This is a genomic window from Brevundimonas sp. UBA2416 (assembly GCF_002343105.1).
In the GTDB taxonomy this organism is placed as follows: Bacteria; Pseudomonadota; Alphaproteobacteria; order Caulobacterales; family Caulobacteraceae; genus Brevundimonas.
This window is the reverse complement of record NZ_DDRM01000018.1, coordinates 69331-80973: the sequence shown is the minus strand read 5'-3', so window position 1 is coordinate 80973 and position 11643 is coordinate 69331. Positions and strand designations below refer to the sequence as shown.

Here is an 11643-nt window from a genome sequence, read left to right as displayed (position 1 = left end):
CGAGATGAACCCGCGCGTGTCGCGGTCGTCCGCCCTCGCCTCCAAGGCCACCGGCTTCCCGATCGCCAAGGTCGCCGCCCGTCTGGCCGTCGGCTACACCCTGGACGAACTGACCAACGACATCACCATGGTCACGCCGGCCTCGTTCGAGCCGTCGATCGACTATGTCGTCACCAAGATCCCCCGCTTCGCCTTCGAGAAATACCCGGGCGCCGAGGCGACCCTGTCGACCTCGATGAAGTCCGTCGGCGAGGTCATGGCCATCGGCCGGACCTTCCAGGAGTCGATGCAGAAGGCCCTGCGTGGCCTCGAAACCGGCCTGACCGGCTTCAACGAGATCGAGATCGACGGCGTCGTCGACGTTGAGGACGAAGCCTCCGCCCGCGCCGCCGTGGTGCGGGCGCTGGGCCAGCCGACGCCGGACCGCATCCTTGTGATCGCCCAGGCCTTCCGCCACGGCCTGTCGGTGGAAGAGGTCAACGCCGCCTGTTCTTATGAGCCGTGGTTCCTGCGCCAGATCGCCGACATCGTGCGCACCGAAGGCCACATCCGGGTCCAGGGCCTGCCGACCGATCCCACTGACTTCCGCAAGCTGAAGTCCAAGGGCTTCTCCGACGCCCGTCTCGCCCAGCTGACCGGCCAGACCGAGAAGGCCGTCCGCACCGCCCGCCGCGGCCTGAACGTCCGCCCGGTATTCAAACGCATCGACACCTGCGCCGCCGAGTTCGCCTCGGCCACGGCCTATATGTATTCGACCTATGAGACCGGCGCCCTGGGCCAGGTTCCGCAGTGCGAATCCAACCCGACGGACCGCAAGAAGGCGATCATCCTCGGCGGCGGTCCGAACCGCATCGGGCAAGGGATCGAGTTCGACTACTGCTGCTGTCACGCGGCCTTCGCCTTCGCCGACATCGGCGTCGAGTCGATCATGGTCAACTGCAACCCCGAGACCGTCTCGACCGACTATGACACCTCCGACCGCCTGTATTTCGAGCCGCTGACGGCCGAGGACGTCCTGGAGCTGATCGAGGTCGAGCGGTCGACCGGCAACCTCATCGGCGTGGTCGTCCAGTTCGGCGGCCAGACGCCGCTGAAGCTGGCCCATGCGCTGCATGAAGACGGTGTGCCGATCCTCGGCACCAGCCTGGACTCCATCGACCTGGCCGAGGACCGCGAACGATTCCAGGTCATGCTGCACGACATCGGCCTGATGCAGCCGCCCAACGGCCTGGCCCGCAGCGCCGAGGAAGCCGCGCAGAAGGCGGACGAGGTCGGCTATCCGGTCGTCCTTCGCCCCTCCTATGTGCTGGGCGGACGCGGCATGGTCATCGTCCACGACCGCGAACAACTGGACCGCTATGTCGGCGAGGCCATGCGGGTCTCGGGCGACGATCCCGTCCTGATCGACCACTATCTGAACCGCGCCACCGAGGTGGACGTTGACGCCCTGTGCGACGACGAGACCGTCTTCGTCGCCGGGGTGCTGGAGCATATCGAGGAGGCCGGCGTCCACTCGGGCGACAGCGCCTGCTCCATGCCGCCCTACTCCCTGTCCGACGCCACCATCGCCGAGCTGAAGCGCCAGACCGAGGCCATGGCCCGGGCCCTGAAGGTGCGCGGCCTGATGAACGTCCAGTTCGCCATCGAGGAGCCGCACAGCGCCGCGCCGCGCATCTTCGTGCTGGAGGTCAATCCGCGCGCCAGCCGCACGGCGCCCTTCGTCGCCAAGACCATCGGCCAGCCGATCGCCGCCATCGCCGCCAAGGTCATGGCCGGCGTGCCGCTGAAATCCTTTGGCCTGACCGACATCCCCTACGACCATATCGCGGTCAAGGAAGCGGTCTTCCCCTTCGCCCGCTTCGCAGGCGTCGACACCATCCTGGGCCCCGAGATGCGCTCGACCGGCGAGGTCATGGGTCTGGACTGGAAGCGCGACGGCGAGGCTGACATGGCCCCCGCCTTCGCCCGCGCCTTCGCCAAGTCCCAGATCGGCGGCGGCACGACCTTGCCGGTCAAAGGCTGCGCCTTCGTCAGCGTCAAGGACGGCGACAAACCCTTCATCGTGGAGGCGGTGAAGACCCTGCTCGCCGAGGGTTTCACCGTCATGGCCACCGGCGGCACGCACAGCTTCCTGAACGAGCAGGGCCTGCCCGTCGCCTTCGTCAAGAAGGTGCTGGAAGGCCGCCCGCACATCGTCGACGCCATGAAGAACGGCGAGGTCCAGCTGGTCATCAACACCACCGAGGGCAAGCAGTCGCTCCAGGACAGCTTCAGCCTGCGCCGCACCGCCCTGATGATGAAGATCCCCTATTATACGACGACGGCGGGGGCGCTGGCCGCGTCGCAGGCCATCGGGGCGATCAAGGCCGGCGACCTGGATGTGCGGCCGATCCAGGATTACGCGCACTGAACATCGGGATCGACCTGTCCGTCGTCGACCGGGCGCTGATCCTTCTCGCTCTCGCGGAACTGTCGGTCTTCGCCCTGTTCTGGTTCGACAAGGCCCAGGCGCGTGAACACGGCTGGCGGGTGCGGGAGAGCACGCTCTTGCTGGGCGCCCTGTTCGGCGGCGTGGGCGCGTGGATGGGGCAGCGCCTGCTGCGCCACAAGACACGCAAGGAGCCCTTCAGGACGCAGCTGGGTATGGTGATCGTCGTCCACCTGATCGGGGTGGCGGCCGTCTTCTGGCTGCTGCTGCGCTAAATGCCCGACGCCGCCTCCGGGTCGGCCACCGCATCCCGCCCTTCGACGATCCGCGCCGCCGCCATGTCGGCGGTGACATTGCCGATCGTGCGGAAGATGTCGGGCACGACCTCGACCGCCAGCAGCAGGGGCAGGACCTCGAGCGGCAGACCCATGACGAGGGCGATGGGGGCGATGGAGGCAAAGAACGAGACCTGACCCGGCAGGCCGACGGTGCCGACGCTGATGGCGAGGGCCGTGACGCCGCCGGCCAGCAGCACGCCGGGCGTCAGGGCGATGCCGTACAGGTGGGCGACATAGATGCAGACGGCCAGGTTGGCGACTGTCGAGGTGATGCGGAACACCGCTACTGCCAGCGGCAGGACCAGCCCCGCGGTCGCCGGCGACACGCCCAGCCGGTCGATCGACCGCTCGACCATCACCGGCAGACAGGCCAGCGACGACTGGGTCGAGAAGGCCACGACCTGGGCCGGGGCGATTGCGCGGGCGAACCGCCCCAGGGTGACCCGGCCGAAGGCCACGGCCACCACATAGGTCAGGAGGATCAGGCCGACGAGCGCCAGCACCACAATGGCGATGTAATGGCCCAGCACCCCCGCCGCGCCGAGGCCGGCCCTGAGGCCTACCCCGAGCGACAGGGCGAAGACGCCGAACGGCGCGGCGCGAAGCACCCAGTGGACAATGACGATCATGGTCTCTGCCACGGCCTCGAAAAAGACGGTCAGCGGCTGGCGCAGACGGGCGCTCAGTCGGGTCGTCGCGAAGCCGAAGACGATGGCGAAGACGACGATGCCGAGGATGGCGTCGTCCGCCGCCGCGCGGATCGGGTTGGACGGGGCCAGACTGGTCAGGAAGGCGGTGAAGCCGCCCCCGCTGACGCTGCCGCGCACCGCCTCGTCCGTGGTCGCGCCCGCCAGCAGCATCTGCGCGCCGGCCGGGTCGATCGGCCAGATCGCGTGCAGGCCCAGCGAGGCCAACACGCCATAGACCGTCGCGCCGATCAGCAGCAGGGCGAAGACGATGATCGCCTTCAGGGCCAGCCGGCCGGTCGCGGCCGCATCGGCGATGGAGGCGATGCCGGTCACCAGCAGGCTGAACACCAGCGGGATGATCGTCATCCGCAAGGCGTTGAGCCACAGCTGGCCCAGCCCGTCGACGAGGGCCACCGTGCCCGTGCCGCCGGGGATGCCGTACGTCTGGGCCGCCGCGCCGGCGAGCAGGCCGGCCGCGAGGGCCAGCAGCACCCAGAGACTGAGCGAGGAGAACAGGGCTGCGGTGCGGGAGCGGGTCATGTGGGGAAGCTAGGCCGGGTCGAGGCGCGCCGCCAGCCCATCCGCCGCCGCCGCGATCGAGGCCGGCGAAAGATCCGCCAGCAGGAGGCGATCCAGCACGGGCCGGGCGCGGTCGGCGCCGGTCCGCAGATAGGCGGGATCGTAGTGGGCCTCGATCAACTGCCGGGCCAGATCGGCGATATCGCCCCGGGCGGCCATGGCGCGCCACTCGGCGGTCGTCGCCCTGGAATGATGGCGCGGCATCCGGCTCAGGGCCTTGTCGAGCGCGCCCGGATCAGCGGCGATGTCGGCATAGGTCGCGACCGTATGGGCGACACGGGCCTCGACCGGGGCGGCGATCTCGATCACGGGCGCGGCGGCCATGACGGACCAGAGCGACGGCGGAACCACCCGCGCGCCGATCCGGCTGCTCTCGGCCTCGACCACGACAGGCCGGGCGGGATCCAGCCGCGAAAGGACGTCGTGCAGCCGGCTCTCGAAGGCCTTCTGGGAAGGCTGACCGCCCGGCATGGCCCCGAACAGAGAGCCCCGGTGCGCGGCCAGCGCCTCAAGGTCCAGGGTCTGCACGCCGCGCGCCGCCAGCGCGTTCAGCAGCGCCGTCTTGCCCGACCCGGTCGGTCCGTCCAGCAGGGTCAGCCGGTGCGGCAGGGGGGCGTCGTACAGGGCCGCGTTCACCTGCCGCCGCCAGGTCTGGTAGCCGCCGTCCAGCACCGTCACCGGCCAGCCGATCTGGTCCATCACCGTGACCATGGCCCCCGACCGCTGGCCGCCACGCCAGCAATGGACCAGCGGCTTGAACCCGCCGCCGCGGTCCGCCAGCGCCCCCTCCAGATGCGACGCGATGTTGCGCGCCACCATGGCCGCGCCGGTGCGGCGGGCGAGGAATTTGGAGCCCTGCACATATTCGGTCCCGACCGCCGCGCGCTGGGCGTCGTCGAGCACCGGCAGGTTGAGCGCGCCGGGGATATGGTCGAGGGCGTACTCGGTCGGACTGCGCACGTCGATGATCGCATCGAAGCCGTCGCGGGCTGCGGGCGACAGATCGACCGTGTGGCGGATCATCCGACGACGCGGACGCGCGGCGGGCCCTCGACCACACGCCCGACGACGGCGGCCCGCACAAAGCCCTCGCCCGTCGCCAGCGCCAGAACCTCGTCCACCTGATCAGCCGCGACGGCGATCAAAAGGCCGCCCGCGGTCTGGGGATCGGTCAGCAGGTCGCGCCGCCAGTCCTCCAGTCCCGCCGGCAGGTCGACGCCTTCGCCATAACTGGCCCAGTTGCGGCCCGAGGCCCCCGTGCGCACGCCGCCCGTGGCCAGGGCCTCGACCCCGTCCAGCAGCGGCGGCTGATCCGTCAGCTCCACCGTCAACCCCGCCCCGCGCGCCATCTCCAGCGCATGGCCCAGCAGGCCGAAGCCGGTGACGTCCGTCACCGCATGAACCCCTGTCATTCCCGCCAACTTCGCCCCGACCGTGTTCAGCTTCGTCGTCGAGGCGATCAGGGCCGCATAGCCGTCCGGACCCAGCCGCTCCTGTTTGAACGCCGCGCTCAGCACGCCGACGCCCAGCGCCTTGGTCAGGATCAGCACGTCGCCGACCTGTGCGCCGCGATTGGTCAGCACCTGATCCGGATGCACCAGACCGAGCGCCACCAGCCCGTAGATCGGCTCGACGCTATCGATCGAATGGCCGCCCGCGACCGGGATGCCCGCCGCCGCGCAGACAGAGGCGCCGCCCTGCAGGATGCGGCCGATGGTCTCCGTCGACAGGACATTCACCGGCATGCCGACCAGCGCCAGGGCGAAGATCGGGGTCGCGCCCATGGCGTAAACGTCGGACAGGGCGTTGGTCGCAGCGATGCGGCCAAAGTCGAACGGGTCGTCGACGACCGGCATGAAGAAGTCTGTCGTCGCCACCAGCGCCTGCTGATCGTTCAGCCGCCAGACAGCCGCGTCGTCGCTGGTTTCGGTCCCGACCATCAGGTCGGCGAAGGGTCCTGCCAGCGGCATCCCCTTCAGAATGTCCCGCAGCACCGCCGGGGCCAGCTTGCAGCCGCAGCCGCCGCCGTGGGCGAGGGAGGTCAGGCGGGGTTCGGGCGTGGTCATGGCATGGCTTAGGGCCAAACCGCCGCCGAACTCAACAGGTCGGTCACTGCATTGGCCGTTGCCAGTCTGCCGCCGCCGGACCAATGTTCGCGCTTCAAACCGGGGGCGGAACGATGCGACTTCTTCTTGCGACGACGGCGGTGCTGGCGCTTTTCACGGCCGGGGCGGCGCAGGCCCAGACCGGCTCGACCGATGTCGAACTGCGCCAGGCCATCGCGCGGGACTATGACGCCAACCTCGGCGCCCTGTTCGACGACTTCCACCGCAACCCGGAGCTGTCGGGTATGGAGGTCCGCACCGCCGGCATCATGGCGGCCCAGCTGACGGCGCTGGGCTATGACGTGACCACCGGCGTCGGCGGCACGGGCGTGGTCGCCGTGCTGCGCAACGGCGACGGCCCCACGGTCATGATTCGCGCCGACATGGACGGCCTGCCGCTGGCCGAGGATTCCGGTCTGGCCAATGCCTCGACCGCGCGTCAGGTCGACAGCGACGGGATCGAAAAGCCCGTCATGCATGCCTGCGGCCACGACGTGCACATCACTGCCCTGATCGGGACGGCGCGGCAGCTGATGGCGCGGCGGCAGGACTGGTCCGGCACCCTGGTGCTGATCGCCCAGCCGGCCGAAGAGCGCATCTTCGGCGCCCGCGCCATGGTGCAGGACGGCCTCTACACCCGCTTCCCAAGGCCCGACATAGCCCTGGCCTTCCACGTCTCGGCCGATCTCGCGACCGGCCTGATCGACCTGCCGCTGGGCATCACCTCGTCCAGTTCGGACAGCGTGGACATCGCCGTCCACGGCGTCGGCACCCATGGCGCCTATCCGCATCTGGGGGTCGACCCGATCGTAGTCGCCTCGGCCATCGTGATGAACCTGCAGACCCTGCCCAGCCGCAGCATCAATCCGCTGGAGGGGGCCATTGTGACGGTCGGGTCCTTCCACGGCGGCATCAAGCACAACATCATCTCCGACCGGGTCGACCTGCAGCTGACTGTGCGGGCCGACAATCCCGAGACCCGGCTGGCCCTGCTGGACGGCATCGACCGGGTCGTGCGCGGCACCGCCCTGGCGCTGGGCGTATCCGAGGACCGTCTGCCGACCGTGGTCCGCTCGCCGACCGAGACCACCCCCGCGACCATCAATGACGCCGCCACCGCCGCCCGCGTGCGCGCCGCCATCGGCGCGGCCATGGGCCCCGAGCGGCTGGTGGACACCCCCCGCACCGGCATGGGGGCAGAGGATTTCGCCTGGTTCATCACCCCGGACACCGGGGTGAAGGGCGTCTATTTCAGCGTCGGCGGCACGCCCGCGGCGGACGTCGCCACGGCTCCGGGCCACCATTCGCCCCTGTTCCGCATCGACCCCCAGCCCTCGGTCGTCACCGGGGTTGAGGCCATGGTGGTCGCTGCGCAGGCGCTGATGCCAAGGGGTTGAGGCGCGGCTGAACCGTTCCGGGCCTTGTCCGTTTCAGGCCCTGAACCGGAGATCGCCATGCCCATTCCCAAACTCGCGACCCTGATCGGCGGCCTGCTGCTCAGCAAGGGCGGACGGCGCGTGGCCGGTCGGCACGCGGGCAAACTGGCTCTGGCCACCCTGGCCTTCCAGCTCTGGCAGCAGCGTCAGGCGGCCAGACATCCCACCGCCACCGACCGACCCGTCCACCCGCGCCGCCGCTGGAGCGGGCGTAGCGTCTGAATCCGCTGGACCGACGCCGCGTCAACCACGCTAACTGCGCGGAACAAGCGGAGCCGTCGCCATGATCACTGTCCACCACCTGAACGATTCCCGCTCGCAGCGGGTCCTCTGGCTGCTCGAGGAGATGGGCCTGCCCTATGAGGTGAAGCGGTATCAGCGCGACGCGAAGACCAACCTGGCCCCGGCCGCGCTGAAGGCCATCCACCCGCTGGGCAAGTCGCCGGTGCTGGACGACGGCGAAGCGCGGATCGCCGAGACCGGGGCCATCATCGAATATCTGCTCGAGACGTATCCCTCGGCCGGTTTGCGGCCCGCGGCCGGCACGCCCGAGGCCCGGCGGTTCACCTACTGGCTCCACTATGCCGAGGGGTCGGCCATGACGCCCCTGCTGCTGAAGCTGATCTTCACCGTCCTGCCCAAACGCGTGCCCTTCCTGGCGCGTGGCGTGGCCAACGGCATCAGCAAGGCGATGAACGCCAATATGATCGATCCGCAGGTCGCGGCCCACACCGGCTATTGGGAGGCCGAACTGACCCGGTCCGAATGGTTCGCCGGCGACGCCTTCTCGGCCGCCGACATCATGATGAGCTTCCCCCTCGAGGCCGCGGGCAGCCGGGTTCCCTATGGCCCGGACAAGCCGAAGCTGAAGGCCTTCCTGCAGAAGATCCACGCCCGGCCGGCTTATCAGCGGGCGCTGGAACGGGGCGGCCCCTACAGCTACGCCTGAGGCCCGCGCCCTGGCTGGCGCCGGCGCCACAGTGGACAGGAACCGCGCGCCCGGTGCGCTTCGGCCGCAACCCCGCCGTGAATGGGACGTTAACGGGGTCATGCGCCTGAGAACCATTCAAGTCATCGCCGCCCTGACCGCCGCCGTCGCCTTCGTGCTGGCCTTCATCGCGACCGGGGTGTTCATCGTCTCCAGCCTGTTCATGGCGCTGGGGCTGGCAGCCATCGGGTGGCTGGCGTGGAGCCTCGTCCGGCAGGTGCGAACGCGCCGGAGAGGCCGCCCGGCGCAGAGTTCCATGTAACACCGTTGCGCCATGCCCCTTGAACCTTGGGGCTTGGCGCCCTAGTCTCTTTGGCCGGTCGCAAGCGCCCAGCGACCTCTGGCGTCACAAAATCTTCAGTCGGGCGAAGCAAGAAACTCACGACATATGGAAAAAGTGCCGATGACGGCCGAGGGCTACCGTGTCCTCGACGATCAGCTGAAGCAATTGAAGTCCGTGGAGCGGCCGAGCGTGATCTCGGCCATCTCGGAGGCGCGCGAGCATGGCGATCTGTCTGAAAACGCTGAATATCATGCCGCGAAAGAGCGGCAGGGCTGGATCGAGGGCCAGATCGCCGACATCGAGGACAAGATCAGCCGCGCCCAGGTCATCGATGTGTCCAAGCTGAATGGCAACCAGGTTATGTTCGGCGCCACGGTCACCGTGGTCGACGAGGACACCGAGGAAGAGGCCCGCTACCAGATCGTCGGCGAGCACGAGGCCGATGTGAAGGCGGGCAAGATCTCCGTGGCTTCGCCCATCGCCCGGGCGATGATCTCGAAGGAGATCGGCGACGTGGTCGAGGTCAACACCCCCGGCGGCGTCAAGGCCTACGAAATCCTCAAGGTCGAGTGGAAATAGGCCGGTGACGAACGCCCCCGGAACACGCCCGCCTCTGGTGTCGCATGTTTCGGTCGGCGTCACCGACCTGTCGCGCGCCGGCGTCTTCTATGACGCCGTCATGGCGGTGCTCGGCGCGCGGCGCATTCTCGAACACGGCGTCGGCATCGGCTATGGCCGGGCCTTCCCCGAATTCTGGGCAGCCCAGCCGCACGACGGCAAGCGCGCGGCGCCGGGCAACGGCGCCCATATCTGCTTCAATGCGTCCGACCCCGCGACCGTCGTCGCCTTTCACGAGGCGGGACTGGCGGCGGGTGGTCTGGACGACGGCCGGCCCGGCCCGCGCCCCGAATATGCGCCCGGCTATTACGCCGCCTTCCTGCGCGATCCCGACGGCAACAAGGTCGAGGCCATGTGCTGGATCGCGCCGCCCGCCGCGACGTGAGCGCCCCCCTCTCCATCTGGGTCGTCTCGGACGGCCGGATCGGCATGGAGAACCAGGCCCTCGGCCTGGCCGAGGCCGTGCAGCGGCTGACCCCCGCCGCCATCAGCGTGCGCCGCATCCGCTGGCGTCCGGCCTTCGACAAACTGCCCTCGGCGCTGAAGACGTCGTGGATGCTGGACCTGTCGTCCGATCCGACCGAACCCGCAGCCGGTGAGGAATGGCCCGACCTGTGGATCGCCACCGGCCGCGCGACACTGCCGATGTCGACGCGGGTGCGCGAGCTGTCAGGCGGCAGAACCTTCGTGGTCCAGACCCAGGACCCGCGCTGGCGCAACGGCGCCTATGACCTGGTCGTCGCTCCAGCCCATGACCGGGTGGAGGGCGCCAATGTCCTGTCGATCACCGGATCGCCGCACCGGGTGACGGAGGCGCGACTGGCTGAAGGCGCCGCCGACTTCGCAGACCGGCTGCAGCGCCTGCCCCACCCCCGCATCGCCGCCCTGATTGGCGGACGGTCCCGCGCCTTCGACCTGACCGAGGCCCACGCCGCCGACCTCGCCGACCGCATCGCCGGCGCCATCGAAGCCGCCGGCGGCTCGCTGATGCTGACCTTCTCGCGCCGCACGCCCGAAACGGCCAAGGCCGTCCTGACGGAGCGGCTGAAACCCCTGCCGGGGTGGACCTGGGACGGCGAAGGGCCCAACCCCTATTTCGCCTACCTGCATTTCGCCGACCACATCCTCGTCACCGAGGACAGCGCCAACATGGCCGCCGAAGCCGCCGCGACGGGCAAGCCCGTGCATATCCTGCCGATGATCCCGCTGAAGCCGGCGGACAAGTTCGCCCGTCTCCACGGCGATCTGCGCGAACGCGGCGCGGCCCGGCCCTTCGATGGCGTACTGGAAAGCTGGAGCTATGCGCCGCTGGCCGAGACAGACCGCGCGGCGCGGACTGTTCTGGAGCGGATGACGAAGGGTTAGTCGCCGCCCCCGCCGCCGCCATCTCCGCCGCCTGACCCGCCGTCGGAGCCACTGTCCGACCCGCCGTCCGGGCTCTTGTCGCGCCCGCCGCTGTCTGAAGCATAGGCCCCGCCACCGCCGCCGTCCGAACCCGACCGGTCGCGCGCCTTGCTGTTTCGGCTGGCGTCCAGCGCCACGCCGATCGCCAGCCCGACACCGGTTCCCATGCCGATGCCGAGCGCCAGATTGTCCAGGGCGATGCCCATGGCGGTGCCGACCGCCACCCCGATGGCTATGCCGATGCCCAGAAAGCTGGATTGCGCCATGTCATCCTCCGATCAGACCTGTGAATCCCGGCGAACCTGCCATCGCGCCGGACAGAATCAACGCCTAAATAGGGGTATGAGCACTCCCCGAACCGTTCGCGTCGCCATCATCGGCTCCGGCCCCGCCGGCTGGACCGCCGCCATCTATGCCGCGCGCGCCCTGTTGAACCCGGTCGTCATCGCCGGCCTTCAGCCCGGCGGCCAGCTGACCATCACCACCGATGTCGAGAACTATCCCGGCTTTGCCGACGTGATCCAGGGCCCCTGGCTGATGGATCAGATGCGCGCCCAGGCCGAGCATGTCGGCACCGAGGTGATCGAGGACATCGTCGTCAAGGCGGACCTGTCGCAGCGGCCGTTCCGCCTGACGCTGGATTCGGGGACTGAACTGCTGGCCGAAACGGTGATCATCTCGACCGGCGCCCAGGCCAAATGGTTGGGGATCGAGAGCGAGGCGAAATACCAGGGCTTCGGCGTCTCGGCCTGCGCCACCTGCGACGGCTTCTTCT

At 69.3% G+C, this 11643-nt stretch carries 14 protein-coding genes; 10 read left to right on the top strand and 4 right to left on the bottom strand.

Features of this window, described 5'->3' with window-relative positions:
• Positions 1 to 2410, top strand: a 2410-nt coding sequence (gene carB / locus B3E43_RS06190) for a carbamoyl-phosphate synthase large subunit (protein WP_292027626.1), incomplete at its 5' end; no start/stop codon positions are given.
• Positions 2407 to 2703: a DUF1294 domain-containing protein gene (locus B3E43_RS06185; RefSeq protein ID WP_349677563.1), complete on the top strand. Its 297-nt coding sequence runs from the start codon at positions 2407 to 2409 to the stop codon at positions 2701 to 2703. The genes carB and B3E43_RS06185, both read left to right, overlap by 4 nt.
• Here B3E43_RS06185 and B3E43_RS06180 read toward each other — a convergent pair.
• Genes B3E43_RS06180 through selD form a run of 3 tightly spaced genes read right to left on the bottom strand, consistent with a single transcriptional unit; the run spans position 2700 to position 6100 of the window.
• Positions 2700 to 3995 (bottom strand): dicarboxylate/amino acid:cation symporter, encoded by a 1296-nt coding sequence (locus B3E43_RS06180; protein WP_292027624.1) that lies wholly within the window; start codon positions 3993 to 3995, stop codon positions 2700 to 2702. The two genes, B3E43_RS06185 and B3E43_RS06180, sit on opposite strands and share 4 nt — an antisense overlap.
• A gap of 9 nt (positions 3996 to 4004) precedes the next feature.
• Complete coding sequence (gene mnmH / locus B3E43_RS06175) at positions 4005 to 5057, bottom strand: tRNA 2-selenouridine(34) synthase MnmH (RefSeq protein ID WP_292027622.1); 1053 nt, start codon at positions 5055 to 5057, stop codon at positions 4005 to 4007.
• Positions 5054 to 6100: a selenide, water dikinase SelD gene (gene selD, locus B3E43_RS06170; RefSeq protein WP_292027620.1), complete on the bottom strand. Its 1047-nt coding sequence runs from the start codon at positions 6098 to 6100 to the stop codon at positions 5054 to 5056. The genes mnmH and selD overlap by 4 nt, the downstream gene beginning before the upstream one ends.
• A gap of 113 nt (positions 6101 to 6213) precedes the next feature.
• On the opposite strand from selD, the gene B3E43_RS06165 reads away from it, so the two are divergent.
• From B3E43_RS06165 to B3E43_RS06135, 7 genes are all read left to right on the top strand, one after another.
• Complete coding sequence (locus B3E43_RS06165; RefSeq protein WP_292027617.1) at positions 6214 to 7536, top strand: amidohydrolase; 1323 nt, start codon at positions 6214 to 6216, stop codon at positions 7534 to 7536.
• Between the two features lie 57 nt (positions 7537 to 7593).
• Complete coding sequence (locus B3E43_RS06160; RefSeq protein WP_292027615.1) at positions 7594 to 7797, top strand: cysteine protease; 204 nt, start codon at positions 7594 to 7596, stop codon at positions 7795 to 7797.
• A gap of 61 nt (positions 7798 to 7858) precedes the next feature.
• A complete protein-coding gene (locus tag B3E43_RS06155; protein ID WP_292027613.1) occupies positions 7859 to 8524 on the top strand; it encodes a glutathione S-transferase family protein in 666 nt (221 codons plus the stop codon).
• Between the two features lie 100 nt (positions 8525 to 8624).
• The gene (locus B3E43_RS06150) at positions 8625 to 8825 is read left to right on the top strand and encodes a hypothetical protein (protein ID WP_292027610.1); all 201 of its coding nucleotides are present in this window, start codon (positions 8625 to 8627) and stop codon (positions 8823 to 8825) included.
• Between the two features lie 126 nt (positions 8826 to 8951).
• Positions 8952 to 9425 carry a transcription elongation factor GreA gene (gene greA / locus B3E43_RS06145; RefSeq protein WP_292027608.1) on the top strand — a complete coding sequence of 158 codons (474 nt, stop codon included), beginning with the start codon at positions 8952 to 8954 and terminating at the stop codon, positions 9423 to 9425.
• A gap of 4 nt (positions 9426 to 9429) precedes the next feature.
• Entirely contained in the window at positions 9430 to 9849 is a 420-nt protein-coding gene (locus B3E43_RS06140) for a VOC family protein (RefSeq protein WP_292027606.1), read from the top strand.
• Positions 9819 to 10829 carry a mitochondrial fission ELM1 family protein gene (locus tag B3E43_RS06135; protein WP_292027605.1) on the top strand — a complete coding sequence of 337 codons (1011 nt, stop codon included), beginning with the start codon at positions 9819 to 9821 and terminating at the stop codon, positions 10827 to 10829. Before B3E43_RS06140 ends, B3E43_RS06135 begins: the two co-directional genes overlap by 31 nt.
• On the opposite strand, the gene B3E43_RS06130 is transcribed toward B3E43_RS06135, so the two are convergent.
• Positions 10826 to 11134: a hypothetical protein gene (locus B3E43_RS06130; protein ID WP_292027603.1), complete on the bottom strand. Its 309-nt coding sequence runs from the start codon at positions 11132 to 11134 to the stop codon at positions 10826 to 10828. The genes B3E43_RS06135 and B3E43_RS06130 overlap by 4 nt on opposite strands.
• 76 nt (positions 11135 to 11210) lie before the next feature.
• Between B3E43_RS06130 and B3E43_RS06125 the strand changes: the two genes are divergently transcribed.
• A partial coding sequence (locus B3E43_RS06125; protein ID WP_292027601.1) for an NAD(P)/FAD-dependent oxidoreductase occupies positions 11211 to 11643 on the top strand: 433 nt, incomplete at its 3' end.

Excerpts from the sequence above, each read along its gene's own strand:
- B3E43_RS06155 (WP_292027613.1), top strand. The coding sequence starts at position 7,859 with ATGATCACTGTCCACCACCTGAACGATTCCCGCTCGCAGCGGGTCCTC.
- selD (WP_292027620.1), bottom strand. The coding sequence starts at position 6,100 with ATGACCACGCCCGAACCCCGCCTGACCTCCCTCGCCCACGGCGGCGGC.
- B3E43_RS06165 (WP_292027617.1), top strand. The coding sequence starts at position 6,214 with ATGCGACTTCTTCTTGCGACGACGGCGGTGCTGGCGCTTTTCACGGCC.
- greA (WP_292027608.1), top strand. The coding sequence starts at position 8,952 with ATGGAAAAAGTGCCGATGACGGCCGAGGGCTACCGTGTCCTCGACGAT.
- B3E43_RS06130 (WP_292027603.1), bottom strand. The coding sequence starts at position 11,134 with ATGGCGCAATCCAGCTTTCTGGGCATCGGCATAGCCATCGGGGTGGCG.
- B3E43_RS06160 (WP_292027615.1), top strand. The coding sequence starts at position 7,594 with ATGCCCATTCCCAAACTCGCGACCCTGATCGGCGGCCTGCTGCTCAGC.
- mnmH (WP_292027622.1), bottom strand. The coding sequence starts at position 5,057 with ATGATCCGCCACACGGTCGATCTGTCGCCCGCAGCCCGCGACGGCTTC.
- B3E43_RS06150 (WP_292027610.1), top strand. The coding sequence starts at position 8,625 with ATGCGCCTGAGAACCATTCAAGTCATCGCCGCCCTGACCGCCGCCGTC.
- B3E43_RS06180 (WP_292027624.1), bottom strand. The coding sequence starts at position 3,995 with ATGACCCGCTCCCGCACCGCAGCCCTGTTCTCCTCGCTCAGTCTCTGG.